The sequence below is a fragment of the uncultured Vagococcus sp. genome, assembly GCF_963518325.1.
Taxonomy (GTDB): domain Bacteria; phylum Bacillota; class Bacilli; order Lactobacillales; family Vagococcaceae; genus Vagococcus_D.
The window spans coordinates 219,941-245,795 of the sequence record NZ_CAUQJB010000001.1 but is presented as its reverse complement, the minus strand read 5'-3'; the positions used below and the strand labels follow the sequence as shown (position 1 = coordinate 245,795).

Here is a 25,855-nt window from a genome sequence, read left to right as displayed (position 1 = left end):
GAACGAAATGCAGTAAGGCAAGTCTATGAGGGGAAAGGATTTGAAAAACGTTCATTATTAGGTGGGCGATGGACATAACTTTCGTTCAGATTTGGATTAAAAAAACATTTATGGGGGATTAACAATGAATAGCACTATTTTAGCGAAAGTACCTGAAGAAACGCTTTTAGAAATATACACGGAAAAAATTAGTAAACAAGTTAATAGTTGTTACCTAATTGGCTTTGACGAGATGGTGTATGTCACACAAACCTTTACTAAAGAAGGCGCAAACAATGGTTTTCTAATTGGTAGGATTAAGGATATCACTAAAATAAGATATGACACGCTGTATCTCTCCAGATTTGATTCACCAAGAATTAATCATTTGAGTTCTTTTGAAAAAGACATCTATTTGGATTTTGATAAGTTGCTAAGGTATTACTTGGAAAAGGATCGCTTTTTAGGTTTGGAAATTGGGGGAGAGAGTAGAGTATACGGAAGAATTCAACATGTAGAAGAGGACTACGTTTTTCTCAATGAATATTCAAGCGACTATTTTAATAATGGCACAGCCATATTTTTGAAAAAAGACATTAAACTGATTGAAATCGAAAGTTCAGAAATAGACTTACTTGAAAAGTTAAAGTACGAGGATTAGAAGTTGGGTATAAGGCGCTACTTCTAAATAGTTAAACAAAGAAGTCACTTGTGGCTTCTTTGTTTAAGAGGGCCGTTAAAGTCCCGGTGATACGTAAATTGTGGCTGCTCCATCAAATCATAGGAATCAATGGTCAGGCACTTTTTTTTTGCGAAAGTCATTTTGACAATCCAAGGCATAATCCCTTTAATGGCAGTAAAAGCCTCGAAGCCAAAGTCTTGATCGTAGTGGTTGATTAGGGTTGAGAGTGCTGTTCCGTGGGTGCCAATCACAAGCATTTTTCCTTGATATTCAGTCAGCAAATGGTTAATTGTTTGGGTAGTTCTAGCCTGAACCTCTTGAAGAGATTCGCCTTTTTCAAGTTTAAACGAAAAATCATGCCATTGATTGTAGGCAAAGGTTGAAAAATCTGCCAGCCAGTCATCTGATACTTTGCGTTCTCTGAGATTTTCCATCGTGGTAATTGTCATGGCTCGAGATTGAGCAAGGGGCAGAATGGTATCATAGGACCGTTTAAAAGGGCTGGTTAAGAATTGATCGATGGGGATTTGTTGGAAGAAAGTTTGAATCTTTTGGCAATCTTCCTGACCTTCCGGGCTTAGAGGACGACTGCTATCATCATGAACAGAAAGATCTGGTCGACTATGCCTGACGAAATAAATAGTTGTCACGTTTTATTCTCCTTTAGAGTTAAACTTATTGCGTTGGCGCCACAGCAAAAAAGACTAAGTCGCTCTGACCCTCGTTAGCGATACTATGGGTATTGCCTTTGGGACAATAATGGCATTGACCTTTTGCAATGTATTCGGTCTCACCATTAAAAACAATCGTGGCACTGCCTTCCAAAATATAAATGATTTCACTTTGTTCATCGTGATGGTGAGAACCGACCGAGGCTCCTGGTTCAAGCGTTACTAGCATGATGCGGTTTGCGTCATCCATAAATAGTTGGGCGTTCATTTCTTTGGTGCCATCGTAAAAATGAGGAAAGGTTTTGATTGGAAGTGTCTCAAAATCAATAATCATGGTATGTCTCCTTTAGGTTATCTTTATTTTAATTCTTACTGATATTATATAATAAAGGAAGTGAATAGTCATTTATTAGCTATTTATCTTATTATTGACTACTTGGAGACTTGACTGTGACCATGGGATTATAAAAAAATTTAGGTTTAAATTGACATATTTTATTTTTGTAGTATACTTTAAAAAATAGTTAAAAACTTTGAATAGTTATGCATGGAAGAGAAGAGTAGCTGAAGGATGTTAAGAAAGAGAACCCGGGATGGTGAGAAAGGGGCTTAACAGATTGAGTGAAGATGAGCTCTGAGCAACTAGGAGGTTCACGCCTTCTGGTCGGTAGCAACCGTTATTTTGCCGAGTTTCAACAGGAACTGTCGAGATGTTATTTGTGAGAATAACATGAATAAGGGTGGTAACGCGAAATTATTTCGCCCCTTTGTATTTGCGTATAATGCGCAGATTCAAAGGGGCTTTTTGTGTGCTAAACCGAAGAACAGGCTAACTAGTCAAAGGTATGAAAAAAATAAAGATGAAGAGGAGCGAGTTATTATGGCAGAGGTAGAAAGTTTTACATTAGATCACAACAAGGTGATTGCCCCTTATGTTCGAGTGATTGCAACAGAAGAGGGACCAAAAGGCGATATCATTACAAATTACGATTTACGTTTTGCGCAACCGAATAAAGCCGAAATTCCAACAGGAGCGATTCATACGTTGGAGCACGTCTTAGCCGCTTCTTTACGGGACCGTTTATCTGGTATTATTGATGTCTCACCTTTTGGTTGCCGAACCGGCTTCCACTTAATTGTTTGGGGTGAAATTTCAGCAACTGAGGTGGCCGTTGCACTGAAAGAAACTTTAAGAGAAATCGTCGAAGACATCGAATGGTCAGATGTTCAGGGGACAGATGCCAAGAGTTGTGGAAATTACAAGGATCATTCTTTATTCTCAGCCAAAGAATGGGCGAAGTTAGTCTTAGAACAAGGCATTAGCGATTTACCATTTGAACGTCACACAGTATAGGAGTGAGGCCATGGTATTTTCAGAATTAAAAGGAAAAGTGGTCTTAATCGTTGGAGGCGCCCAAGGAATTGGGGCAGCCATTCGCGAACGGTTTATTCAGGAAAAGGCCGTTGTTTTGGATGCCGACATTCAATATCAGCTTGGGCTGACAGAGGCAGAGGATGGCGCCTTGGAAACTAAGGTAAATGTAGCAGATGAGGCATCAGTCAAAGTCTTAGTAGAGACGATTAGAGCTGAGGGATTAATTCCAGATGTCTTTGTTGATGTAGCTGGGATTTCGACGATGGATTTTTTACTGGAAAGCCAAACCACGGATTTCGATAAAGTATTTGCCATTAATACTCGAGGTGTTTACTTATTATGTAAATACATTGTCCGAGAGATGAAAGCATCTGGGAAAGCTGGTCGTGTTATTTTATTAGCGTCTCAAGCAGGTAAAAACGGTTATAAAGGGATGTCTGCTTATGTGGCCTCGAAACATGCTGTTCTTGGCTTAACCAAAACCTTGGCGATTGAAGTCGCAGCGGATGGTATATTGGTTAACGCCGTTTGCCCAGGTATTATTGAAACCGAGATGAAATGGCGAGAGCGAGTTGAAGGTGGTCGGTTAAGAGGTCTGTCGGCAGAAGCCATAGCTGCTGAAGATCGTTCTCAAGTTCCTTTAGGACGAACAGGTCAGCCAGCAGATGTGGCCAATGTGGTTTTATTTTTAGCAAGTCCTTTAGCTAGTTATTTAACGGGTCAGGCAATTAATGTAACAGGTGGTATGACAATGCATTAGAAAGAGGGAATTAGTATGAAAAAAAGACTTTTCGGGATAATGGTCTTAGGAACTGTCGCACTGCTGGCTGCTTGTGGCAACCAAACAAAAGAAAAAAAAGTAGAGGAGGCGACAGATCCGAAAGACAAGGTGGTAATTGGATCGGTTGGTGGTGATGCGGAAATATGGAAGTTCATTGCAGAATCAGAATTAGCTAAGGAAGCGGGATTGGCTATTGAGGTGAAAGTGATTGATGGCGGCCCCTTATTAAACACGGCAACAGTCGAAGAACAAGTAGATGTCAATGCCTTTCAATCATTGGGTTATTTGGTAAGTTTTAACAATGACAGTCAGGAGAAACTTGTTCCGATTGCCACGACTTATATTGAGCCAATGGGGATTTATTCGGATAAATTTAAAGCAATTGACGACGTGGAAGACGGGGCGATTGTGGCAGTCGCAGACAATCCTGCAAATACAGCTCGTGGCCTCCGTTTGCTGGAGGCATCTGGTTTAATTAAATTAGCTGATGACTTTGATAATGGCACGGGAACACCCTCCGATGTGACTGAAAACCCTAAAAATTTGGCGTTTAAGCTAATCGATGATACAACTGGACCGCGGATCTTACAAGATGTTGGCTTGGCATTAATTAGTAATACGGTTGCCTTTGAAGGTGGCTTAAATGTCTTGGATGATGCGATTTTTAAAGAAGAGGTGGATGAAAACACCAAATCAAGTATTAATGTTTTGGCCACAAGGGAAGATCGTCAAGAGGATAAAGAGCTGCAAAAACTGGCGACTTTGTTCCATAGTGAGGAAGTTAAGACCTATATCAAAGAGAACTTTGGTGGAACGAAGATTGACGTTCAAGAAGAGATTACGCCTTTGTGGGAGGCTGTTCAATGAAAATTGCAATAGCCGCAGCCATGGTGGAAGAGCTGAGCCCTTTTCGCTCTTTTTATCAAGCAACCACTTGTTTTCACAGAGGAAAAATTAAAATTGAAGAAGTTAGTGACACTCAAGGGTATCAGCTATTTTTAGTTGAAACAGGGATTGGTAAAGTCAATGCTGGTAGCACAGCCGCCATTTTATGTGAACAAATCGGACCGGATATTATTATTAATACCGGTTCGGCTGGTGGATTTTCTAACCGCTTGGCAGTAGGGGACGTGGTAGTTGGCTCGTCTTTTCGTTACAGTGATGTCGATGCAACAGGCTTTGATTATGAATTAGGGCAAGTACCTCAGATGCCGGCCAGTTATGAGGTCAGTCAGGAATGGTTAAAGCAAATAGAGGGCTTGCCCCAGCCTGAGGGATATCAGCGGCTTAATGGGCTAGTGGTAACTGCTGACTCTTTTATGAGCAACCTGTCTCAGGTGACTCAGATTAAGACGTTATTTCCAGGGGCATTAGCTTCGGATATGGAGGGCACAGCAATTGCTCAAGTGGCCAGTTTTTATGATATTCCGGTGTTAAATATTCGGGGAATCTCTGATATCGCAGGGAAAGATGCCCCTCAAGCATTTGATGATAACATTGAGTTAGCCGCTAAACACGCCTTTGAACAAACGGTTCTGTTGATTCGAAATTTAGTAGCATCACTGAAAAATGAGTCATAAATTAGTCAAGGGCTGTTATCAGTTCCTTGGCTATTTTTGGGTTAAAGGGAGTCGCCATTTAGGAGATTGGTCGTAAATGTAGCCTTTCAGAAAGTCAGTAGTTTTATCTGAGAGACTTAATCGTGTATAATGAAGTATCAACCTGTTAGTGACGCTACTGACAGATACAAGGGGCTAACGCTATGAACATTCAACAACTTAAGTACATGGATTCGATTGTTAAATACGGGACCATCAATGAAGCAGCTAAAGGGCTTTTTGTGGCACCCTCAACGATTTCGACGGCGATTAAAGAGTTGGAAGAGGAGATTGATTTAGCGATCTTTACTCGCTCCAAGCGAGGTATGAAACCGACTCTTGAAGGAGCAGAATTTATTGAATACGGGCGACAACTTCTTGCTCAGTTAACTCTTATTGAAGAAACCTATGTCAATCGTAAATCGCGAAAAAATCGTTTTTCAGTTTCCAGTCAACATTATGATTTCGCTTCAGAGGCTTTTGCGAAATTGATCAATGAATCCACATCAGAGAGTTTTTCTTACCGTTTTTTAGAAACAGACACAAAAAAAGTCATTGAAGATGTGGCCAACAATATTAGTGAGATGGGCATCGTTTATATTAGTGAGTTTAATTCAAAGGTTCTATATCGGCTGTTTGAGCGCGAAAACCTTGTGTCAACTAGCTTATTGGATTTTCAGCCACATGTCTATGTAGGGAAATCTCATCCTTTGGCCAAGGAGAAGTTAGTGACTTATCAGCAATTAAGCGACTATCCTGCCATCACTTTTGAACAAGCAGAGGATACCGGTAGTCAGTTTGCCGAAGAGCCCCTCGAGTTACAGAATCACGCCAAAAAAGTCATCGTCAGCGACCGAACTAGCGCCATTAATATATTAATTGGCTCAAAGAGTTATCTGACTGGTTCAGGGATTATGAGTAGTTCAATTACTAGAGACGTACTGGTTTCTATTCCAATTGACAGCATTCAACAGCATCAAATCGTATGGATTCAAAAGCAAGAGGGAGGTCTATCTGAGTTAGGCCACCGTTATATCACCTTACTTGAAATGACATTAGCGGACAGAACAACTGTTTAAAAGAATTGAAACTAAGTCCCGTATAGCCACAAAAAACAGATAAGAAATTGTCTGTTTTTTTTTTTCTCAGAGTCTAGTGCGCCAAGGCTTTACATTTGAATAGGAACTTACAGATTTGTGAATGCCTTCGTTTTTTTGAAAAAAGTTTGATTTATACAGTTTGACGGTATATAGTTTAGTTGTACAGTTCAACTATATAGAGAGGATGATGTTATATGAGTTTAAATAAATTATTACCACTAACAGAAACAACCTTCTTCATAATGGTCTCACTAATTGAGCCATCTCATGGATATGCAGTGATGCAAAGAGTCGAGGAATTAAGTTACGGAAGAGTACGTATTGCGGCTGGGACAATGTATGGAGCAACTGAAAACTTATTAAAACAGAAGTTGATTCGTGAAGTGCCAGGCGATGATAAGAGGAGACGAGTATACCAATTAACTGATAATGGAAAAGAAGTGTTGCAATTTGAAACAGAACGATTAAAACAATTAGTCGTCATTGCTGATAAACTATTAGGGGAGAATGATATAAATGAAACAATTTAGAACAATCATTGATATGAAGAAAGAAGAGCACTATTTAAAAGAGATGGCAGAACAAGGGTGGGGATTAGTTAATTATAATTCATGGGATAGGTATACCTTTGAGACAATCAACCCAGAAGCAAGAAATTATAGAATTGATTATCAGACATTTAAAAGGAAAGCCGACTATATTGCTTATTTAACGTTGTTTGAAGACAGCGGCTGGCAACACGTCAGTGGTAGTCAAAGAAGTGGCATTCACATTTTTTTACCAGTGGCTAATATGAAACACGATTCAGATATTTTTTCCGATGATACATCAAGAAATGCTCGCTACAAGCGTCTTTATAAACGAGCCTTAGCAACAGGAATCCTAGGAATTATTTATGTCATGATTCTTCAGCCATCATATAAAGGGATTTTTTCTTGGTACTTGGCACCAACCATTTGGGATTACAAAGGCCTACAACTTGTCGGAATGGTTGTCATGGAAACCTTTTTCCTGATTTTACCATTAATACCACTTTTCTACCTGATGATCAGTGCAGTCTATTATATTGTCGTTGGGACTCAAGCAAAAAAACTCATGACTAATGAAGAGAATAGGTAAAGTCATGTCAATCATGGCGATTGACTATTCTTGATATGCCAAAATAAGAGGCAATTGTCTATGGATATTGAAATCGAATAGAGGCTGGGACAATAGACCCAGCCTCCGATATTTTTACGAACAGTGTGCCATCGACGCGCTCCAGAAGCCTACTCTCTTCGATGACCCCTGTCTCTACGAATTAAAATGCTCGAACAACGGCAGCGTTTAGCGATTGATCAGATCAAAGAAAGTTGAGGTATCGAAGCTTGCGTAGTGCTCCGAGCATGTGTTTATCTGGGGTCCAACCAACTTTATATCGCAGTTTGTTTATCTTCCCAGACCAGTTCGGCCACTTCTTTAACAAAAGCGATTTTTGCCCACTGCTGAGCCTCAGTTAGAATGTTGCCTTCCTCTGTCGAAGCAAATCCGCACTGAGTACTGAGACAAAGTCGCTCAAGAGGGACATAATTGGTAGCTTCTTTGATTCGGCTAATGACCTCAGATGGTTCTTCTAGTTCACCAAGTTTAGAGGAAACCAAGCCTAATACCACGTATTTGTCATCAGAAACATGAGCCAAAGGTGAAAAATCACCGGACCGTTCCGTGTCAAACTCCAAATAATAGGCACTGACGTTTTCTCGAGCGAATAAGACATCTGCGATTGGCTCATAGCCGCCACTTGAAGCCCAAGTTGAATGATAATTTCCTCGACAAACATGAGTGGTCATGATTAAATCTTGGGGTAAATCGGCTAGGGCAGCGTTATTTACAGCTAAACATTGTTCAGCCATTAAATCGATAGCCTCGTTCCGAAGGGATGACTGTTTGCCGCAGCTACAGGTGTGGCCGTTATTCTGTAATCCATTGCTTGAGTAAGACGGATCAACCATCATCCCCCACGTGCAGTCATCCAGTTGAATATTGCGGCATCCCTGATTGTATAAATCGTGAAAAACTTGTTGATAGGCTGCAGCTATGTCAGAGATTAACTCCTCTTCGCTAGTATAGATTGCAGTTGTGGCCGCCTGATTATCAGGCCGCTGCAGTTCTTTTAAAAATTGTGCGGGGGCAGGAATCGTTTGTCTCGGCACAATCCCAGCTTCGGCAAATTGTTGAAGAAAGACAAAATGATCAACAAAAGCATGCTGCTCTCCTGAAATTTTTCCTGTTAAACGAGCGCTTTCGGCTCGGGTAACCTCGCCATTAAATTCATAGCCTTTTTCAATAGCCACTTTTTCAACACCATTTAATGCCCACATAAAGTCCAGATGCCACCAGCTACGCCGAAATTCTCCGTCGGTAATAACTTGTAGCCCGGCTTTTTTTTGTTGCTGAACAAGTTCAGCAATGGCTTGATTTTCTTGTTGTGTCAAGGTTTCTTGATCAATTTTACCAGCAGTAAAATCGGCACGCGCTTCCTTTAAGAATGCTGGTCTTAAATAACTGCCCACAACGTCATAGCGAAAAGGGGGTAGGATTCGGTTTGTCAGATTTGTTGTCAATCTCATCACTCCAATTTTAGTAGTTATCGTATTATAGCCTGAAATAACCAGTATTATGTAATATGAAATCAGGATAGCCTGTTATCGGTAAAAGAGATAACAGGCTATCCTGATTAACTGAGTTGGTCTTCAGCCAGTATGGTAGTTAGCTTAGAGATATAGAGTTCGCCTAACCGACTTAATTGCGTTTTAGCATTTCCAATCCAACCAACTTGGATCAGCTCATTGACTTTTAATGGAAGGGCCACAATATTGGTGCCGTTTAAGGCAGTGCTTAGGATACCGGTTGAAATCGTATAGCCATTTAGACCAATTAACAGGTTAAAAAGAGTGGCTCGATCGCTGACACGAATTGATTTTGGATGATCAATGGTACTTAAAATTTCTTCTGAATAATAAAATGAATTATAAACACCTTGATCAAAGGAAAGATAGGGATAGGCGGCCAAATCTTCGAGAGTGACATAATCCTGTTTAGCCAAGGGATTGACACTGCTAATAAAAACGTGAGGATGGGCTTCAAACAAAGGGTGGAAGACTAAATGATGTTCCTTTAGTAATTTTTCAATGACTTTGCGATTAAAGTCATTTTTGTAAAGAATTCCGATTTCACTCCGTTGATTTTTTACGTCATCGATGATTTCATGGGTTTTAGTCTCCCGTAAGGTGAACTCGTATTCGTCACCACCAGCAGTTTGAATGACCTCCACAAAGGCATTAACAGCAAAAGCATAATGCTGAGTTGAAACAGAAAATAGAGATTTAGCTGGTTTTTTATTTAAATAGCGTTGTTCCAGTAATTGAGTTTGTTCAACGATTTGACGGGCATAACCTAAAAATTCAATACCATCCACTGTCAAGGAAATACCAGTATTGGTGCGAATAAACAGATCGATGCCAATTTCATTTTCCAATTCTTTGATTGTTGTTGAGAGGGTTGATTGAGAGATATAGAGATGTTTAGCTGCTTTATTAAAAGAACCAGCTTGAACCACTTCAATCATGTATCGCAATTGCTGAAGTTTAATCGGAAAGACCTCCTTTTAGTTAGAAGAATGACTTGGTAAATCATTTTTTTGAGTGTACATGGTAAGTCAAGGCAGATTCGATACAAAATTTTAATTCTTTAATTGGTAAAGGTTTATCTGGGTCTAAAAGAATTCCTCGATTCCCTGTAAACATTAAACGGTCATTAAATAATCCTCTAAAGGTTTCCACCAAGGTCGTTTGACAGTGAAAAAAAAGGGCCACCTGTTCTGTGTCTGTGGTTCCTAATCGAAAGGGACTGCCCGCTTTTTTTGAAGTGGCATAAGAAGGCTGGTTCCATTTGAGACTTTCACTGATGGTACCAATCGCCGGCAGCTCGCTAGCTGTTGTAAAAATCAGTTCACGAATCGTGAGTAAAGGTTCTTGGCATTTTTCAGGAAAGTCATGAAAGGTTCTTTGAATTTGTGAATCATTAAAAGGGGTCATTGTTTACCTCCATGTTGGGTGATTAGGTTTATTATAGCAAAGAAGACTAACAGGAACAATTGTGAGAGTTAATCAGAAACAAAAGAGCGCGTTATACTAACTCTCTTGGCATGAGTTAAGCTAAGATAAAGCATATTGACGTGATGACCCCAGTCCTTGTTGCTAGTCGATCCGAGAGATAGGGCTCAACAGGCGTAGTTATCGTAAGCGTTTTACTGTAGGATAAAAGTGTAAGTGAGGGGATTGACTGATGTTTAATCACGAAATTATTTTTTTTATTGAAGCTCTACTTGCTGACGAAGGCCAGTCAGTTCGCGACATTGCTCGCAAGCACAATATGTCACGGAAAAAATTGTGGTATGAGATCAATCAATTAAATGGTGCCTTGACAACGGTCAAAGCGCCGACCTTTCAGCTTGCTGATGGGCAATTGTTGATTCCAAAAGCCTTTAAAGAAAACTGGCCGGATGTCAAACAGTCATTATCAAGAAAAGAGGTGTTTATTCGGGAAGAGCGATTGTATGTCATGATTTTGTATGTGTTTATTCGCGGAGAAGAAGTTTCTGGCCAGCATTTTCAGGACTTGTTGCAATTGAGTAAAAATTCGGTTTTAGAAGAGGTCAAGAAATTACGACGCTATGCGCAAGACTATGACTTGGTCTTTCATTATACCCGGCAAAAGGGGTATCACTTTGTAGGTGATGAGATGTCCATCCGCCAATTAACGGAACATGCGATTAGTCAATTATTGCAGTTGACCACCGGAGAATGGGCCTTGGAATTAGTTTTTAATATGTGGCAAAAGAAATTGGATATCGAAGGGATTCATCTTGAGTTACAGCATCTGACCAGACCCTTTCAAGTCAACTTTGTTGAAGAACGACTGCTGGAAATCCTTTATTTATTAGCTTTTATTAAGGAACAGGAGGTCAGGGAAAAGTTGAGTTATCCTCAAGAAACGTTGTTGGAAATAATGAACCAACCTTTGTACCAGATTGGCAAAGTGATTGCCGAGGAATTTGCCAGATCAAGTTCTGAAGAAGCAACATTTATTACAATTCGTTTGCTGGGAGCCTTACAGGGAAATTCCCACTTAGTTGACAACAGTGGGTTATGGGAGATTAACAGTCAAATTATTCAACGAGTCCAAGCTTTAATGGGAACTGAGTTTCATTCCATCACGATTGAAGAGTCTTTGTTTGAACATTTGGTCCCGGCTTATTTTCGAATTGCTTATAATATTTCCCTTGAAAATCCATATACTCCGCAAATAAAAAGCCAATACGAAGAGCTCTTTTATTTAGTGGAAAAGGGATTAGAGCCTTTTGCCACTTTCCTTGGGAAACAGATACCTGAAAATGAAGTGGCCTACTTTACGATTCATTTTGGTGGTCAATTAGAACGGTTAAAAACAGAACGACGACCGTTGCGGGCGCTGGCAATCTGTCCCAATGGTATCAGTTCATCTTTGATACTTACCAGTAATCTCAAAGAAATCTTCCCGATGATAAGTTTTCACCGTGTCCATCAAATGGACTTGGTGAGGGAAATTGAGATTGAAGACTACGACATGATTTTTTCTACTACTTATTACCAAACCGCTAAAAAATTGTATATTACCAAACCTATATTGAATTATTTAGAAGTTCAGATGCTTAAATCTAAAGTTTTGCAGGATTTTGATTTAAGCGAGTACACCCGAGAGTTAAGTGTTTACGACATTTTGGAAGTGGTCGCCAAACATGCAAGTATCACCAATGAAAAAGCTTTATTTGAAGACTTATCGGCGCGGATGTTTGGAACAAATTTGTCGCTAAATGAAGGAGGAAAAACGTTGACGGAACTATTAACTAAAGAGTTTATCACATTGACAGATCAGCACTATACCTGGAAGGAGGCTATCGCTAAAGCAACAGAACCCTTATTGCGAAAGGATTATGTCACGCTGGATTATATCGATGCAATGATTGCTAGCACGGAAAAAATGGGGCCATATATCGTGTTGGCCCCAAAAGTAGCCGTACCTCATGCTCGACCAGAGGAAGGGGTGAAACAACTGGGAATTAGTTTATTACGGTTATCTCAGCCTGTGGATTTTAATTTGAATGAACCCTTTGACGAAGAGCGATTGGTTCAACTGATTTTTGTCCTAGCGGCAGTGGATAATGTCAGTCATTTAACGGCGTTAAAGCAGTTGTCTCAGATACTGGAAGAAGAGGCCACGATTGATAATTTAATTGAGGCAACAAGCGTTGATCAACTCTATGATAGATTGACTAGTTATTTATAAACAAGAAAGAAGGTCGTTGATATGATTAAAGTCGTGACAGTATGTGGTAATGGCATTGGTAGTAGTTTGATGTTAAAAATGAAGATTGAGGAAATTGCAAAGGAGTATGGAATCGAGATTGCGGCGGAGTCGATTGACTCAAATGGAGCTGTAGGAAAAGAAGCGGACTTATTTGTGACGGTGAAGGAATTTGCAGATATTTTTAAAGGTGATCAAAAAGTGGTATTTACTCGTAGTTACATGAATAAGAAAAAAATTACGGAAGATGTGTTACCAACGTTACAAGAATTAGCTAATCAATAGAAGGAGATGATGGAAAATGTTTGTACTTGAATTCTTAAAGGACGTTCTAAGTGAACCAGCAATTCTAATGGGGTTAATTGCCATGGTAGGTCTGATCGCTTTAAAAGCACCTGGTCATAAAATTTTAACGGGAACATTAGGGCCGATTTTGGGCTATTTAATGCTGGCGGCAGGAGCTAATGTGATTTCCTCTAATTTAGATCCTTTGGCTCAAATGATTGAATTCGGTTTCAAAATAAAAGGGGTTGTGCCTAATAATGAAGCGGTGACATCGGTGGCCCAAGAGGTTTTAGGTGTGGAAACTATGACCATTTTAATTTTCGGACTGATTTTTAATGTGTTAATCGCTCGTTTCACCCGCTATAAATATGTTTTTTTAACTGGCCACCATAGTTTCTTTATGGCTTGCTTGTTATCTGCGGTTTTAGGGGCTTTAGGTTTAAGTGGTTGGCAGCTAATTGTCATCGGTGGCTTCTTCTTGGGGGCTTGGAGCGCTATTTCTCCAGCCATCGGTCAGAAGTATACACTGGAGGTCACTGACGGAGATGAAGTCGCTATGGGCCATTTTGGTAGTATTGGTTATTATTTATCGGCGGCAATTGGCAAGGTTGTTGGCAAAGGTAGTCAGAGCACCGAAGATATTAAGGTTCCTGAAAAATGGAGTTTCTTGCGGAATACAACCATTTCGACAGCTCTGACGATGGTGATCTTTTACCTTGTTTCAGCTATTGCTGCTGGGCCTGACTTTGTGTCAACCTTGGCAGGAGGCAAGTCACCTTATTTATATGCGATGATGTGTGGTTTGCAGTTTGCAGTTGGGGTAACGATTGTCTATGCTGGGGTGCGAATGATTTTAGCAGATTTAATTCCAGCCTTTCAAGGGATTGCTACAAAAGTTATTCCGAACGCTGTTCCCGCAGTCGATTGTGCTGTTTTTTTCCCTTATGCGCCAACAGCTGTTATTTTGGGCTTTGTCAGTAGTTTTATCGGGGGCTTAATTGGCATGTTTGTTTTAGGGGCTGTAGGTGGTGTGTTGATTATCCCAGGACTTGTGCCTCATTTCTTCTGCGGTGCTACGGCAGGGGGTTACGGTAACGCAACTGGTGGACGAAGAGGTGCCGTTGTTGGTTCCTTTGTTAATGGTTTGGCTTTGGCTTTTCTGCCTGCCTTATTGTTACCGGTTCTTGGTAATCTAGGGTTTGGTAATACGACATTTGGTGATGTGGATTTTGCGATTATTGGCATTCTTTTAGGGAAACTAGGAGAATGGATGGGAACGATTGGAATCTATGGTATTGTAGTGGCTATTTTGGTGGTCTTAATCTTACCAAGTATCTTGAGACCAGCTCCGTATGCTATTAATAATAAAATAGAAGATTGAAGAAAAGAGGATAACGATGACTGATTTAAACATTAAGATTTACTCAGATGGTGCAGAGTTAGAAAAAATGGTGGCTGATTATCAGAGTGGCCGAGCTGAGGGCTTTACGACCAACCCTACATTGATGAAAAAAGCAGGAGTTAAGGATTATGTGGCCTTTGCTAAGGAAGCGGTTAAGGCGATTCCTGACTTACCGATTTCCTTTGAAGTGTTTGCCGATGAATTTGCTAAAATGGAAAAAGAGGCGGCAAAAATTGCTAGTTTTGGTAAAAATGTTTACGTGAAAATTCCGATTGTTAATACCCAAGGTGAATCTGCTATTCCATTGATTACACGCCTATCCAGTCAAGGCGTTTCTCTCAATATCACAGCGATTATGACGATTGAACAAGTCAAAGAAACGGTAGGGGCTTTTTCAGAGGGAACGACAAATGTGGTGTCGGTTTTTGCTGGCCGTATTGCTGATACAGGGATTGATCCTATTCCTTTAATGAGAGAAGCTGTTACGATCTGTCGTGGAAAAGCTGGAACGGAATTGTTGTGGGCCAGTACTAGGGAACTGTTAAATATCTTCCAAGCTGATCAAGTAGGGGCAGATATTATTACTAGTCCGCCAGAAATTTTAGCAAAGATGAGCATGGTCGGTATGGATCTAAATCAATTGTCCATCGAGACGGTTAACATGTTTAAGCGTGACAGCGAGGCTTTAGGATTTAGTATACTTTAGACAAAACATATTAAGATTGGTGGGTAAAGTATTCCGTCGAATACCTTACCCATTATTTTTTATTAATAGAGTACAGCGAAGATGAAAGGAAGCAGGGATAATAGCCTCAAGGACTGCGAGTCTGTGTATAGGAAATTAGAATCTAAACGTTGTAATGAAAGTCCTTCAAATAAAAATGAAAAGAGGAAAAAGAATGACGTTTATTTTAGCTTTTGGTGTCAAAGGGAGAGCATTAAGGTATCGAAGCTTGCATAGTGCTCGGAACATTTGTTTATCTGTGAGTTGTCTAACGAGGAAACAAAAGGACTTTATGTCCCAGCTTGTTTATTTTCGTTCAGAAACAAGGAGGCCAACAATTGCTAAGCCGATTCCAATGACCATTGGCAAAGTCAATGGTTCATGTAAAATTAAGACAGAAAATGTCACGGTAACAACGGGTACTAAGTAGATGTAAACACTGGTTTTAACGGCGCCAATCACTTTGACGGCATAATTCCATGAAATAAAACAAAAAGCTGAAGCACCAATCCCGAGAAAAAGTAAGTTAGCCCAGACTACCGTTTGCGTATAATGAGCGAGCTGGGGCTTAAATCCCAGAAAGGGCATGGCCACTAGCATAAACAGAATGCCGTATGAGAAAATTCGACGAGTGGTTAATATATTGGAATACCCCAAGTTACTGATTTTTTTCGTTAAGATGGAATAAAAGCCCCAGCAAATAGAAGCTAAAACGGCCAATACATCCCCAATGGAACTAAAGCTAATCTCACCGCCACTGAAACTTAACACACAAATCCCCATCAATGAAATCAAAAAACCAATGAAATAACTCAATCGAAGTGTTTCTTCCTTTAAAAATAAGGAGGCTAAAAGAGCGGTAAAGAAGGGCGTAATAGCCACAATTACACCGACATTAGAAGCCAGGGTATACGTTAAGGCGATATTTTCCAATAAGAAATAAAGGGTGACCCCAGTTAACCCGGCTCCTACAAAGAGTAATTCTTCACGCCAATTGGTGGTTTTTAGTAATTTTGGTGCGATGACGAGCAAAACCAGCCAGCCAAGGACAAACCGGAAAACCAGTATTTCTAATGGGCTGATATAAGCTAACAGAAATTTTGTTGAGATAAAGGTGGTTCCCCAGAGAAAAATCGTAATTAAGGCAGCCATATGGCCTAGGCTAGTATGTTTGTTAATGTGGTTGGTTTCTTTCATTTGTAGTGTCTCCAATCGATAATCTTATGTATAAGTCTTCTGATAACGTTTAGGTGTGAGGCCAGTTAATTTTTTAAAGGCATTAGAAAAATGACTTTGGTCGTTATAGCCTAAGTTAAAACTAATGTCTAACAAGTTTGTTTGTTTTCTTAACAAATCTTTTGCTTTGGTAATTCGGATGGTTTCAAGGTATTGGTAGGGAGTTAAGCCGGTACCCTTAAGAAAAAGACGAATAAGGGTAAACTTATTTAGTTCACTAATATGGGCTAATTGATCCAAGGTTAATTTATTTTGACAATGGTTAGTCATATATGTCACTACCTGATTGATGGTTTTTTGTTGAACAATCGATAAAGGGGATTCAGGCTGATCTACCCGAGTGGGGAAAGTACTCAGGAGTATATAGAATAAGTCCTCTTTTGTCGCTTTGTTTTCTTCTGCTAAAATTCCTTGAAACAAGGCTTTTATCCTCTTTTTGGCAGTGCGTGAGCGAATCACATTGTCGTTAAAAATGATCTCTATTCCAGTTAATTCCTTCATTTTTTTGGGGGAAACATGCAAACATTGATAATCCAGTGGGATGGTCCCGATTTGAGCACAAGCATGTGGGTCGTAAGGGTTTAGAACAAATAAATCCCCGGGAGCTAGTTCTGAGACCTCTTGCCGACAAGTTAATTGTCTGTACCCTTTGATAATCAGGCCAATCACATAGTAATCATGACAGTGGCTAGGAAATGATTGAGGCAAGTTAATAAAGGTGCAATATTCTATTCCTAAATCACGGTCCATGTATAAATGTCGCTCTTCTAGCATTTGTTTCCTCCTTTAAGCTGTTGATTTTAATAGAATACCATAAAAAACAGACGATTAATTGTAAAATATTGACAATTTTCTTAATTGAATTAAATTCTATTATAAGTATAGCAAAAAAGTGACATTTTTTTTCAAAATAAGTGAGCTAAGGCTCATTTAGTCCTCTAGTTAATCACACATTTAATTATCTGGAATGGCCAAGCGACACTTGCTTGTGGTTGAGGTTGTTTTGGGAAGGTCTAACTGCGTTAGCTAAGCGTATTTTGATCTATTTGAGGTAAGTGGTGTCTAGCTTGAGCGAGTTGTTCTTAAAGAGTTATAATAAGCCATGAAAAAGTCATAGATTATTCCTAATTTGTTGTTTGATTCTTGGTCAAAAGACCGTTACAATTGAAGTAATAGATGAAAAGTAGGGGATTTTATGGGAAAGAGCCAACAAAAGTGGCAGTTAAAGTTAATGCAGTTTATGAGGGGGCGCTATGGTCGCTTTGATATATTGAGTAAGCACCTGTTATATGCAGCGTTTGCCTTAATAATCGTCAACCTTTTTGTGCGAAGCTCGATCATCAGTACAGTGGTCTTAATCGGAATGGTGATCGCTTATTACCGATTGTTGTCGAAAAAGATATACGTTCGCAGTAATGAAAATCAAAAATATTTGGCTTGGTGGACGAGAGTTAAAAAGCCATTTGTGCTTAGGTTCAATCAGTTTAAGTATCGTAAAGACTATCGTTATTTTAGTTGCAGTAACTGCAAGCAACATATTAGAGTGCCACGGAACCGTGGCAAAATCATGATTACTTGTCCAAGCTGTCACAGTAAATTTGAGAAAAAAACATAAAAAAAGACTCTGACTAGAGTCTTTTTTGTTTTAGTATCAAATCTCACTGGGAGCTAGTAACCCTTCGTAAAAAGGCATCGATTGAGTGAAAGTATAACTTTGGATCAAAGAGGATTGAAGAAAAGTGTGGGGCATCTTTCACCACCACTAATTCCTTGTCTTCAGTGACGGTCATATTTTTTTCTGACATTGAAAGAGGAACAAAGGTATCGGCATCACCGTGGATAAAAAGCACCGGTAAGTGATTCTTTTTTAGCTGCTCATAAGCTGATGCATCGTAAATGCTAAATCCCAATTTTTTTTGACGATAAGATTAAAAAAAGGCAAGATCGGCACCCATGAAGGTACCTTAAAAGCAGAGCTCAATAAGTAGTGGAACAGATCAGGAATAGATGTATAACCACAATCAGCTATTTTGCCATGTACAACTGGTGGAACAGATTCGCCACTGGCCATTAAAACAGTAGCTGCCCCCATTGAGTCTCCAAACCAGATAATTTCTTTTGGAGTCTGTGTCTTGATTAAAAAATCGGTCCAACTTAGGACATCCAGTCGTTCCAGCCAGCCCATGGTTAAGTAGCGGCCCTGACTATCACCGTGAGCGCGTTGGTCCACAATTAAACAATTATACCCTTGGCTGATTAAATGGCTGCTGATGAAGCCATTATCGACTTTACCACTTGTGCGGTAGCCGTGAAAACACAGGACCCATTTAGCTGTTGGTTTGCCTATAATAAGTCGTCCGTTTAACTGCAATCCATCAAAGGACTGGATTTGAACCACTTCACCTTGATTCCAATACTTTTCACCAATCTTAAGCTGGGAAGCTTCTCGTTCTTTTAATATACTGTCGAGCGCTATCGGGCCATGTATGGCAAAGTCAATCAAAGGAACCGACCGACTAAGCAAACAAAATACGATTCGCTGGAATCCATACAAAGAATCACTATTTTGAATTTCATGCTGTTTGACGATGAGTTTCCCTTAGATCATTTTGTCCTTCGTAGTAAACGAGGCAAGCGTAAATTTTTAGACGAAAAGGGAGCAGAGATACTGATTATTACGTTTTTTGAGTTAGTTAAGAAGACGAAGATGGCATCAAATGTTAATCATTGGATTGACTTTTTCGTAAAAGGAAAGGTCGGACTAGATGCCCCAGATAACATTAAAGACGACTGCGAACAAGTTCGTCGCCAAAACTTGACGAAAGTGGCCCCTACCCTTGGCGATTTATCGCTCAAGAATAATGGACACCGGAAGGGAATTGGAAATGGTCATTTTAGCAGAGAAAGCCCATGAAACCCAAAAGTGGATCTTACTTACAAGTGAGAGACGTGGAATGAAGTTGGGTTTAGAGAAAAGTAGAGAAGAAAGAATAGAACAAGGCAAACTGCAAATGGTCAGGAATTTAAAAGAAATAGGCGTACTGATTGAGCAAATGATGAAGGCCAGCGATTTAACCCGTGACGTGATTGAGAAATTGGAATAAAAAAGAGTTCAGTGAAGCATGTTTACTTCGTTGAACTCTTTTTACGAAGGCGTATAGAGATTTAACTGAATCAAGCGTTTAGTAAGGTGTTGATTTTTTATTAGAAGGGAACCTGGGAAATAACTGGGCTGACTATTTTTATAAATAGCCCTTTTTATTTTGTTTTTGCCGTGGGTGCAACATCTGTCTTTGAAGACGTTTAAAGGTCGTTTTCCTTTGGTTTTAACCTTGTGATTTTAAAAACTTTCCTAACCTTCATGGACATATCACAGTAAATCTTCATATTATCAATTCTTCCTACAAGTATTAAGTCAGATGCAAGTTATGGCCATTAGAAGGATCTACAGCCAAAATCCCGCTAATGTCAGTAACCTCAGTTGAGTTTTTTTTCGCTGAATTTCCTTGTGATAAAAGTTTGGTACTAGGGCAATTGCTTCAATGACTTGAGTAAACATCTAATTTAAGTGTTATAATGGTTGACCAAGTGCGTCATACAGTTGATAACATCTCTCAATAATATCTGAGGTTTCTATACAGATAAACCAGTCTTGTGTTACTATTAATAGAGAAGGCATGAAAGAATGGAGAGAGTGACATGGCAGAATCAAAAAAGAAAAATTGGACAACGGCTATCCTGTTAATTTGTATGGCAGCCACTTTAAATAGTTTAAGTCAGGTATTTTGGAAAATCGGCGATATGCAGAGTTTAAAGGGTATTTTGATAGTGCTTTTAGGCTTAGTCATTTCCGTAGCAGCGATGGTTTTTATGATGATTTCTTTCCGATTTGGTGAGGTTTCAATTTTACAGCCTATGATGAGTGTTGGGTTTGCTTTAACGATGGTCTTTGGTTCTCTTTTTTTTGCAGAAACCATCACGTTGAATAAACTTATCGGGACGATCTTAATTATTGTTGGAGCGGCGTTGCTTAATACTGAAGGAAAGAAAGGGGAGGGCTAATGAATTGGTTCATTGGTTTTTTCTTATTGCTTACAACGACTCTGACAGGGAGTATCGGCGCCCTTTATCTAAAGAAAGCGATGAATCAGATGTCGGAATTAAGTGTTGCCAATGTTTTACGGTCAGGGGCGGCCTATTTGGGACTTTTTTTCTACATGTTGAGTGCGGTAACAAATATTATTCTATTAGACGCCTTTGAATACTCTGTTGTTTTTCCAATGACGTCTTTATCTTATGTTTGGACTGCCATGATTTCGGTTTTTGTTTTTCGGGAACAGTTGACTCGTAATAAACTAATAGCCATTACGCTAATCATTATTGGCGTCTTTGTGTTAAGTCAATAAGTTAACGGTTATGTTCTAATGACGTTAGTCGGGGGTAAAGGAATGTGTATGAAAAGTATGGCTATCAGGAAATTCGTTCTCTTGATCGTGAGACGTAATAGCCTACTTAGTTAAGGGATAGTGAAGGAGTGGAGGGCAAAGAGATGAATCAAGAAAAGTTTTGGGCAATTATTAGAACGACAATAGAAACTTATCATCATACGATGGCGTCTTATTTGGAGGAGCTTGCCTTCCAGTTGGAGATGCTGCCAATGGAAGATGTGGCTCTTTGGGAAAATTATTTTGATGCTTATATGGAGTTAGCCAATAAGGAGAAATTATGGGCAGGGGCATTTATTTTAAACAAGGGTGAATGTAGTGATGATCATTTTGATACGTTTCGTGCGTGGCTAATTTCTATGGGAGAAGAGTATTATTTTGAAATGTTGGAACATGTGGACAATTTGGCTGATTTGGTAGTGTCACAGCCAGAACACTATGTAGCAAGATTTGAAGAAGTGATGTATGTGGGGCAGGATGTCTTAATGGCTAAAATATCTCGTCATAACAGCCAAATAGACGCAGAAGATGCCTACTTTAATTATTTGGAAGAATATTCTCTGTCCCAAGTCGAGCAAAATGTGCTGTACCATCAAATCACCTATGACCGTAATATGGATACTGAGTGGGATGAGCATACTGTTAAATACTTTAAACCAGAGTTGCCTAAACTATTTGCTAAGTATTGGAAATATCTGGATAAAAAAGCAAGTAAATGGGAGCTATCTACTCATAGTGAAGACTTTTTTAGCAATGATTTTTAGCAAAATCCACTGTTAAATGAGAAACAATGGAACAATTTCACATAAATATGAAATAATCATGTAAAAAATCAGACTTTGGTCTGGTTTTTTTATTTTGATCTAGAGGTATACTTGTCACAATAAGAAAACTAATTGTAATGAAAAAGAAATATTTAGATATATTTGTTACAGTTAAATCTTAGAATTAAAGAAGAGTCCCTATGGTTAGTACTTGAGCACTTACCGATAGTGGCCACCGGACTCATAAGTTAAAAAGGAGGAAATGGAAAATGAAAGCGAAAAAAACAACAGGGTTACTTGTCGTAGTGTTAGTTGTTATTGCTTTGATCGTTGCCAGTGTGGTGTCGTACAACGGCATTATCAGTAAAGAGGCAGAGGTTGAAAGTCAATGGGCAAATGTAGAGTCTAAGTTACAGCGTCGTTACGATTTGGTTCCTAACTTAGTGAATGCAGTAAAAGGAAGTATGGCACATGAAGAAAAAGTGCTAACCTCCATTACCGAGGCACGAACAAAAATGGCTGGGGCTAAATCAGTTAAAGATGTTTCAACTGCTAATACAGCGATGGAAGGTGCTTTATCTCAACTCTTAGTTGTCATGGAAAACTATCCTGAACTAAAATCAAATGAAAATGTTAAAACCTTAATGACACAATTAGAGGGCTCTGAAAATCGTATTTCTGTGGAACGTGATCGTTACAACACAGCAGTTAAGGAATATAACGTTACCATAAAAAAATTCCCTAAATCAATTTTTGCCAAGATGGCAGGCTTTGATCAGAAAGTCTTTTTTGAAGCTGATAAAGAGGCGGAAAGCGCACCAGTTGTTGATTTGGAAAATTAATGACTACAGCTAATTTAAGGTTTTGTAGCAAGGACGAGGAGATGAGGACAATGAAAAAGTTAACTAGATATTTACAATTGCTTGTTGTCTTGTTTGGTTTATCACTGGTAATTGGCCCCACTGTTTATGGAGAAGAAACAATCTTTGTGGAAGATAAAGCGGGGATTCTGACAGAAGATGACAAGCGTTACATACATGATTTAAATGAATCAACGTTTAAACAATTGGAGGGGCAACCCCAGTATGCAGTTGTTACCCTTAAGAAATTAAATGGCGATAGTATAGAACAGTATGCCGCAACAAAATTTCAAGAATTAGGTGTGGGGAATCAAGACTTGGATAATGGGTTTCTGTTTGTGATTTCCCTTGACGATCGTGAGTTTCGCTTAGAAACGGGATATGGTGTCGAGGCAGTAATTACAGACAGTATGAAAGAAGAGGTTATCACAGACAAGGTCAAGGACTTTCTTGATCAGGAAAATTATCGCCAAGCAGTTATGGGAGTTACTCGAAACATTGAACAACTAGTCAAAGAGCGTTACGGTAACTACGGAGCTTCAGTAGCAGCTATAGAGAACCAGAAAATTAAGAATCAACAAGTGCTAAAAGTAGTTTTACTCGGTTTTGCCAGCTTAGGTCTTGTGATTATCTTCGCAATGATAGTCTATCTGTTGCGTAAGAAAGCCATTCAACATCGTTTCGAGCGGTTTATCAGTCCCAAGTTGAACGTACGGGTTTATCGTCGACCAACAGCTGGATCAGGCTTAAGCACGATCACTGGCGAGAAGGGGATTAAAGATTACCAGCTCTCTAAATATGGGGCAACAAAATTAATTCGCAGATCAAATAGTCGTCAATTGTCAAAAGATGATGACTATTTGAAAAATATATTGGCTACATATTTGATAGAAGACGGGATTATTGGCTACTGGTCTAGTCATCAAAAAGTGGCTCATTACGACGTGGACGTCTATCTGGAGAACGCTCATATTCACCAACTAGTCAAGAGATATGGCAATCAGCTTTTTACCGCAGACCCATTGCAAAAAAATCCTTTATTAACGAATGAAGGTCATCAGTTAATTGAACCTTATATAGTTGAATTAACGGCGAAACACAAGCGTTCATTAGCTATTACGAAACGTAATAAAGGGATCGTTAAAGAGGCTGTCACTGCCTATTTACAGGGGATTAGGATTTCCTTTAAAGATGGAGTGGATGAACGGTTGATGATTGCTTTAATGACCTATTTTTTACTAGAAGGTCGTAATTTAGCTGAAGAGGATGCGGTTGACAAAGATCTTTTAAGCCAAGTCACAATGGCAAAGATGTATGAAAAAGCGAAGAAAAAGCGTCGTAGTATCGAATCCAGCTATCGCCGTCAAGCTATCTCTGATTTAGATCAAATGATGATTGGTAGTTATTACATGCAACAGGCCATGGTTTGGTCAAGTTACTCTAGTAGCAGTTCCAGTGGCGGTGGGGCGTCGTTTGGTGGAGGATCCAGCGGAGGCGGAGGCTTCTCAGGTGGCTGGTAATGAGAAGAAACGTTGTTTTGTTTCCTCGCAGGACGACTCGTCGCAGATAAACACAAGCTCTGAGTATCAAAGAAGTTATGAAGTGTTAATTCGTTCCGATTTTGATGCCCCTATTCTCTGTTTCTAAAGGCGGCCGTTATTCGCTAGAGATGAGGAACAACAAAGTAACGCAATAAGAATAAATTTCAATGTGTAGACCTTCAATTCTCTCGGGAGACACAACGTTGTCCCTTGTCTCTATGCATTCAAAACGATAGAACAAAGGTAGTCTATAGAAATTAATGAGAGTGAGGTAAGGCGAAACACGTAGTGCCTGACAGTAAAGCAAGTAAAGGTTTGGAGCGCTATCGCACAAACTTCTTGAAAACATTAACGGGTGGGACCGAGTCCCACCCTGTTGCTGTTTAAGCCACTATACGCGCCTTTATAAGAGCATTACGAACGAATAGTCCCACAAAGGCTGCTGCCACGGCTTTAATGATGCCGGGGATAATGAAGGCTGTAAAGCCACTGTTAATCGCCACGGTCCATGTCATATCCGCGGCAATTTTTAACCACATAGTACCAAAGAATAAGGTTACCAGTGCGCCTACGCTATTAGCAAGTATTGCCCAAAAAGGGGTGTAACGTGTTTTTTGCAGAATAAAACCAGTGACTAGGGTATTAAAAATAAAACCAACTAAATAACCGCCAGTAGGGCCAAATAAAATGCTGATACCAGAGCTAAAGCCAGCAAAAACAGGCAAACCGATAATTCCCATTAATAAGTAAACTAAAACAGCGATGGTACTGTTAATCGGCGATAAAATCGTTGCTACAATCCCAATGGCGAAGGTTTGGCCAGTAAGAGGGACAATCCCTAGAGGAATGGTGAACTGGGCAATAATGCCGATGACCACCGCAAATTGTGCATTGATAATTAATTGTTTTAACTGTTTGTTTCGAATGTTAACCACTCACTTTCTATTGTTAACCTCATTTTTATATAGGTTAACATTCTTTGTGACTGATTGCAAGAAAAAAGAAGACCATTAGAAAATTTCCTAATGATCTTCTTTTAATGTCCATTTTATAGGGAAGTATATGACTTTCTCTATATCGTAGTCGGTGTCTAGCTTAGCTCATCAACCACTACATAAATTTCGTTGTCCTAAACTTCTAAGCAAGCAAACCTGCAAGAGTTTAGGCTCTCCGCTTCGATCTCATCAATTTCTAAGTGCTAAAGCACTAAGAATTGAAGGTTCGGAAAGCCTCTATGCTTAATGCTTTAGCCATTATTCTTGCCAATTTATTGGCTTAGAAATAAGGGGCATCGAAGAGCATTTAGCGATAGCGGACATCGAAGCGAAGCGTAGCAGCATCATTTAAATATTTTCCTCTTTTCTTTCAAGGCTGACTTCGTTGTCCTTTGTCTCTAATTGCTAAAACAATAAGAACAACGGCAGCGATTCGCGAAGCTTTTCTGATTAACGGTAATTGGTATATTGTAACTCAATTGGTAGTTGGACGTCTTTTAACAAAGCCATAACAGCTTGTAAGTCATCACGACTTTTACCTGAGACACGAACTTTGTCGTCTTGAATCGTTGCTTTTACTTTTAAATTAGAATTTTTAATCGCCGTGGTGATTTTTTTCGTGTTATCACGGTCGATACCACTAACAAGTTCACCATATTGGCGGGCATTGCCACCAAGGGCCTTTTCGCTTTTAGTAAATTGAATGTTTTTAATGGGGACACCGTGTTTAACCAGTTTTGAAAAAAGGACATCTTTTACTTGTTCTACTTTATAGTCATCTTCCGCCACGATCAATAATTTTTCTTTTTCTAACTTGATGTCTGCAATAGACCCCTTAAAATCAAAGCGATTTTTAATTTCTTTAAGGGCGACGGCCATGCCGTTTTTTACGTCCTCAATGTTAATTTCAGAGACAATATCAAAACTTGCTTCTTTTGCCAAATAAAATTCCTCCTTGTCGTTATAAGTCAATCACTCTTTTCATTGGTAAGAAGAGATTGCTTTAAAGCTTGATGTCGGTTGACAGCGTTCT

The 25,855-nt window shown here is 39.4% G+C and carries 30 protein-coding genes and 1 other annotated feature; of the genes, 20 read left to right on the top strand and 10 right to left on the bottom strand.

Annotated elements, in window-relative coordinates:
- The first annotated feature begins 124 nt into the window (after positions 1-124).
- Positions 125-640: a hypothetical protein gene (locus tag RWN13_RS01185; protein ID WP_314059632.1), complete on the top strand. Its 516-nt coding sequence runs from the start codon at positions 125-127 to the stop codon at positions 638-640.
- A gap of 44 nt (positions 641-684) precedes the next feature.
- Here the strand turns inward: RWN13_RS01185 and RWN13_RS01180 are convergent, their stop codons facing one another.
- Both RWN13_RS01180 and RWN13_RS01175 read right to left on the bottom strand, forming a co-directional pair.
- Complete coding sequence (locus RWN13_RS01180; protein ID WP_314059631.1) at positions 685-1,311, bottom strand: histidine phosphatase family protein; 627 nt, start codon at positions 1,309-1,311, stop codon at positions 685-687.
- Between the two features lie 25 nt (positions 1,312-1,336).
- Positions 1,337-1,666: a cupin domain-containing protein gene (locus tag RWN13_RS01175; protein WP_314059630.1), complete on the bottom strand. Its 330-nt coding sequence runs from the start codon at positions 1,664-1,666 to the stop codon at positions 1,337-1,339.
- Between the two features lie 205 nt (positions 1,667-1,871).
- Positions 1,872-2,102: a binding site (T-box leader), on the top strand.
- A 110-nt stretch (positions 2,103-2,212) separates the two neighbouring features.
- On the opposite strand from RWN13_RS01175, the gene RWN13_RS01170 reads away from it, so the two are divergent.
- The 7 genes from RWN13_RS01170 (at position 2,213) to RWN13_RS01140 (ending at position 7,305) form a co-directional block, all read left to right on the top strand.
- Positions 2,213-2,686: an S-ribosylhomocysteine lyase gene (locus RWN13_RS01170; RefSeq protein ID WP_314059628.1), complete on the top strand. Its 474-nt coding sequence runs from the start codon at positions 2,213-2,215 to the stop codon at positions 2,684-2,686.
- Between the two features lie 10 nt (positions 2,687-2,696).
- Positions 2,697-3,467 carry an SDR family NAD(P)-dependent oxidoreductase gene (locus RWN13_RS01165; protein WP_314059626.1) on the top strand — a complete coding sequence of 257 codons (771 nt, stop codon included), beginning with the start codon at positions 2,697-2,699 and terminating at the stop codon, positions 3,465-3,467.
- 15 nt (positions 3,468-3,482) lie between these two features.
- Positions 3,483-4,355 (top strand): MetQ/NlpA family ABC transporter substrate-binding protein, encoded by an 873-nt coding sequence (locus tag RWN13_RS01160; RefSeq protein ID WP_314059625.1) that lies wholly within the window; start codon positions 3,483-3,485, stop codon positions 4,353-4,355.
- On the top strand, positions 4,352-5,068 hold the full coding sequence (locus RWN13_RS01155; protein ID WP_314059623.1) for a 5'-methylthioadenosine/adenosylhomocysteine nucleosidase: 717 nt from the start codon (positions 4,352-4,354) through the stop codon (positions 5,066-5,068). The genes RWN13_RS01160 and RWN13_RS01155 overlap by 4 nt, the downstream gene beginning before the upstream one ends.
- A gap of 182 nt (positions 5,069-5,250) precedes the next feature.
- Positions 5,251-6,165, top strand: a complete 915-nt coding sequence (locus tag RWN13_RS01150) for a LysR family transcriptional regulator (protein ID WP_314059621.1) — start codon at positions 5,251-5,253, stop codon at positions 6,163-6,165.
- Between the two features lie 215 nt (positions 6,166-6,380).
- Complete coding sequence (locus RWN13_RS01145) at positions 6,381-6,716, top strand: PadR family transcriptional regulator (RefSeq protein ID WP_314059618.1); 336 nt, start codon at positions 6,381-6,383, stop codon at positions 6,714-6,716.
- On the top strand, positions 6,703-7,305 hold the full coding sequence (locus RWN13_RS01140) for a DUF2812 domain-containing protein (RefSeq protein ID WP_314059616.1): 603 nt from the start codon (positions 6,703-6,705) through the stop codon (positions 7,303-7,305). Before RWN13_RS01145 ends, RWN13_RS01140 begins: the two co-directional genes overlap by 14 nt.
- A 293-nt stretch (positions 7,306-7,598) precedes the next feature.
- Here RWN13_RS01140 and RWN13_RS01135 read toward each other — a convergent pair whose 3' ends face one another.
- The 3 genes from RWN13_RS01135 to RWN13_RS01125 all read right to left on the bottom strand — a co-directional run bounded on the left by RWN13_RS01135 (position 7,599) and on the right by RWN13_RS01125 (position 10,262).
- Positions 7,599-8,795, bottom strand: a complete 1,197-nt coding sequence (locus RWN13_RS01135) for a 5-methyltetrahydropteroyltriglutamate--homocysteine S-methyltransferase (RefSeq protein WP_399553617.1) — start codon at positions 8,793-8,795, stop codon at positions 7,599-7,601.
- 107 nt (positions 8,796-8,902) lie between these two features.
- A complete protein-coding gene (locus RWN13_RS01130; RefSeq protein WP_314059912.1) occupies positions 8,903-9,817 on the bottom strand; it encodes a LysR family transcriptional regulator in 915 nt (304 codons plus the stop codon).
- 40 nt (positions 9,818-9,857) lie between these two features.
- Positions 9,858-10,262: a DUF1801 domain-containing protein gene (locus RWN13_RS01125; RefSeq protein WP_314059612.1), complete on the bottom strand. Its 405-nt coding sequence runs from the start codon at positions 10,260-10,262 to the stop codon at positions 9,858-9,860.
- Between the two features lie 250 nt (positions 10,263-10,512).
- Between RWN13_RS01125 and RWN13_RS01120 the strand changes: the two genes are divergently transcribed.
- From RWN13_RS01120 to RWN13_RS01105, 4 genes are read left to right on the top strand one after another with little or no spacing between them, the layout of a single operon-like run.
- Positions 10,513-12,552: a BglG family transcription antiterminator gene (locus tag RWN13_RS01120; RefSeq protein WP_314059609.1), complete on the top strand. Its 2,040-nt coding sequence runs from the start codon at positions 10,513-10,515 to the stop codon at positions 12,550-12,552.
- Positions 12,553-12,573: 21 nt separating this feature from the next.
- Entirely contained in the window at positions 12,574-12,855 is a 282-nt protein-coding gene (locus RWN13_RS01115) for a PTS sugar transporter subunit IIB (RefSeq protein WP_314059607.1), read from the top strand.
- 16 nt (positions 12,856-12,871) lie between these two features.
- Positions 12,872-14,236, top strand: coding sequence for a PTS ascorbate transporter subunit IIC (locus RWN13_RS01110; protein WP_314059604.1), 1,365 nt, complete (start codon positions 12,872-12,874; stop codon positions 14,234-14,236).
- Between the two features lie 16 nt (positions 14,237-14,252).
- The gene (locus RWN13_RS01105) at positions 14,253-14,963 is read left to right on the top strand and encodes a transaldolase (RefSeq protein WP_314059601.1); all 711 of its coding nucleotides are present in this window, start codon (positions 14,253-14,255) and stop codon (positions 14,961-14,963) included.
- A 324-nt stretch (positions 14,964-15,287) separates the two neighbouring features.
- Here RWN13_RS01105 and RWN13_RS01100 read toward each other — a convergent pair whose 3' ends face one another.
- Both RWN13_RS01100 and RWN13_RS01095 read right to left on the bottom strand, forming a co-directional pair.
- On the bottom strand, positions 15,288-16,178 hold the full coding sequence (locus tag RWN13_RS01100) for a DMT family transporter (RefSeq protein ID WP_314059598.1): 891 nt from the start codon (positions 16,176-16,178) through the stop codon (positions 15,288-15,290).
- A 24-nt stretch (positions 16,179-16,202) separates the two neighbouring features.
- Positions 16,203-16,991 (bottom strand): AraC family transcriptional regulator, encoded by a 789-nt coding sequence (locus tag RWN13_RS01095; RefSeq protein ID WP_314059597.1) that lies wholly within the window; start codon positions 16,989-16,991, stop codon positions 16,203-16,205.
- Positions 16,992-17,412: 421 nt separating this feature from the next.
- Between RWN13_RS01095 and RWN13_RS01090 the strand changes: the two genes are divergently transcribed.
- Positions 17,413-17,832 carry a hypothetical protein gene (locus RWN13_RS01090; protein WP_314059595.1) on the top strand — a complete coding sequence of 140 codons (420 nt, stop codon included), beginning with the start codon at positions 17,413-17,415 and terminating at the stop codon, positions 17,830-17,832.
- Positions 17,833-18,084: 252 nt separating this feature from the next.
- On the opposite strand, the gene RWN13_RS01085 is transcribed toward RWN13_RS01090, so the two are convergent.
- Positions 18,085-18,771 carry an alpha/beta hydrolase gene (locus RWN13_RS01085; RefSeq protein WP_314059593.1) on the bottom strand — a complete coding sequence of 229 codons (687 nt, stop codon included), beginning with the start codon at positions 18,769-18,771 and terminating at the stop codon, positions 18,085-18,087.
- 12 nt (positions 18,772-18,783) lie between these two features.
- On the opposite strand from RWN13_RS01085, the gene RWN13_RS01080 reads away from it, so the two are divergent.
- The 7 genes from RWN13_RS01080 (at position 18,784) to RWN13_RS01050 (ending at position 23,806) form a co-directional block, all read left to right on the top strand.
- Positions 18,784-19,131 (top strand): hypothetical protein, encoded by a 348-nt coding sequence (locus tag RWN13_RS01080; RefSeq protein ID WP_314059590.1) that lies wholly within the window; start codon positions 18,784-18,786, stop codon positions 19,129-19,131.
- Positions 19,103-19,321, top strand: coding sequence for a hypothetical protein (locus RWN13_RS01075; protein ID WP_314059588.1), 219 nt, complete (start codon positions 19,103-19,105; stop codon positions 19,319-19,321). The genes RWN13_RS01080 and RWN13_RS01075 overlap by 29 nt, the downstream gene beginning before the upstream one ends.
- 595 nt (positions 19,322-19,916) lie before the next feature.
- Positions 19,917-20,279: an EamA family transporter gene (locus RWN13_RS01070; protein ID WP_314059587.1), complete on the top strand. Its 363-nt coding sequence runs from the start codon at positions 19,917-19,919 to the stop codon at positions 20,277-20,279.
- Positions 20,279-20,623, top strand: coding sequence for an EamA family transporter (locus RWN13_RS01065; RefSeq protein WP_314059586.1), 345 nt, complete (start codon positions 20,279-20,281; stop codon positions 20,621-20,623). Before RWN13_RS01070 ends, RWN13_RS01065 begins: the two co-directional genes overlap by 1 nt.
- A 143-nt stretch (positions 20,624-20,766) precedes the next feature.
- The gene (locus RWN13_RS01060; RefSeq protein ID WP_314059584.1) at positions 20,767-21,426 is read left to right on the top strand and encodes a DUF4240 domain-containing protein; all 660 of its coding nucleotides are present in this window, start codon (positions 20,767-20,769) and stop codon (positions 21,424-21,426) included.
- Between the two features lie 269 nt (positions 21,427-21,695).
- The gene (locus RWN13_RS01055) at positions 21,696-22,268 is read left to right on the top strand and encodes a LemA family protein (RefSeq protein WP_314059582.1); all 573 of its coding nucleotides are present in this window, start codon (positions 21,696-21,698) and stop codon (positions 22,266-22,268) included.
- 50 nt (positions 22,269-22,318) lie between these two features.
- Positions 22,319-23,806 carry a TPM domain-containing protein gene (locus RWN13_RS01050; protein WP_314059579.1) on the top strand — a complete coding sequence of 496 codons (1,488 nt, stop codon included), beginning with the start codon at positions 22,319-22,321 and terminating at the stop codon, positions 23,804-23,806.
- A gap of 404 nt (positions 23,807-24,210) precedes the next feature.
- On the opposite strand, the gene RWN13_RS01045 is transcribed toward RWN13_RS01050, so the two are convergent.
- Together RWN13_RS01045 and RWN13_RS01040 are read right to left on the bottom strand one after the other, a co-directional pair.
- Positions 24,211-24,753, bottom strand: coding sequence for a biotin transporter BioY (locus RWN13_RS01045; RefSeq protein WP_314059910.1), 543 nt, complete (start codon positions 24,751-24,753; stop codon positions 24,211-24,213).
- Positions 24,754-25,272: 519 nt separating this feature from the next.
- Positions 25,273-25,764 (bottom strand): YajQ family cyclic di-GMP-binding protein, encoded by a 492-nt coding sequence (locus RWN13_RS01040; protein ID WP_314059577.1) that lies wholly within the window; start codon positions 25,762-25,764, stop codon positions 25,273-25,275.
- Between the last annotated feature and the right edge of the window lie 91 nt (positions 25,765-25,855).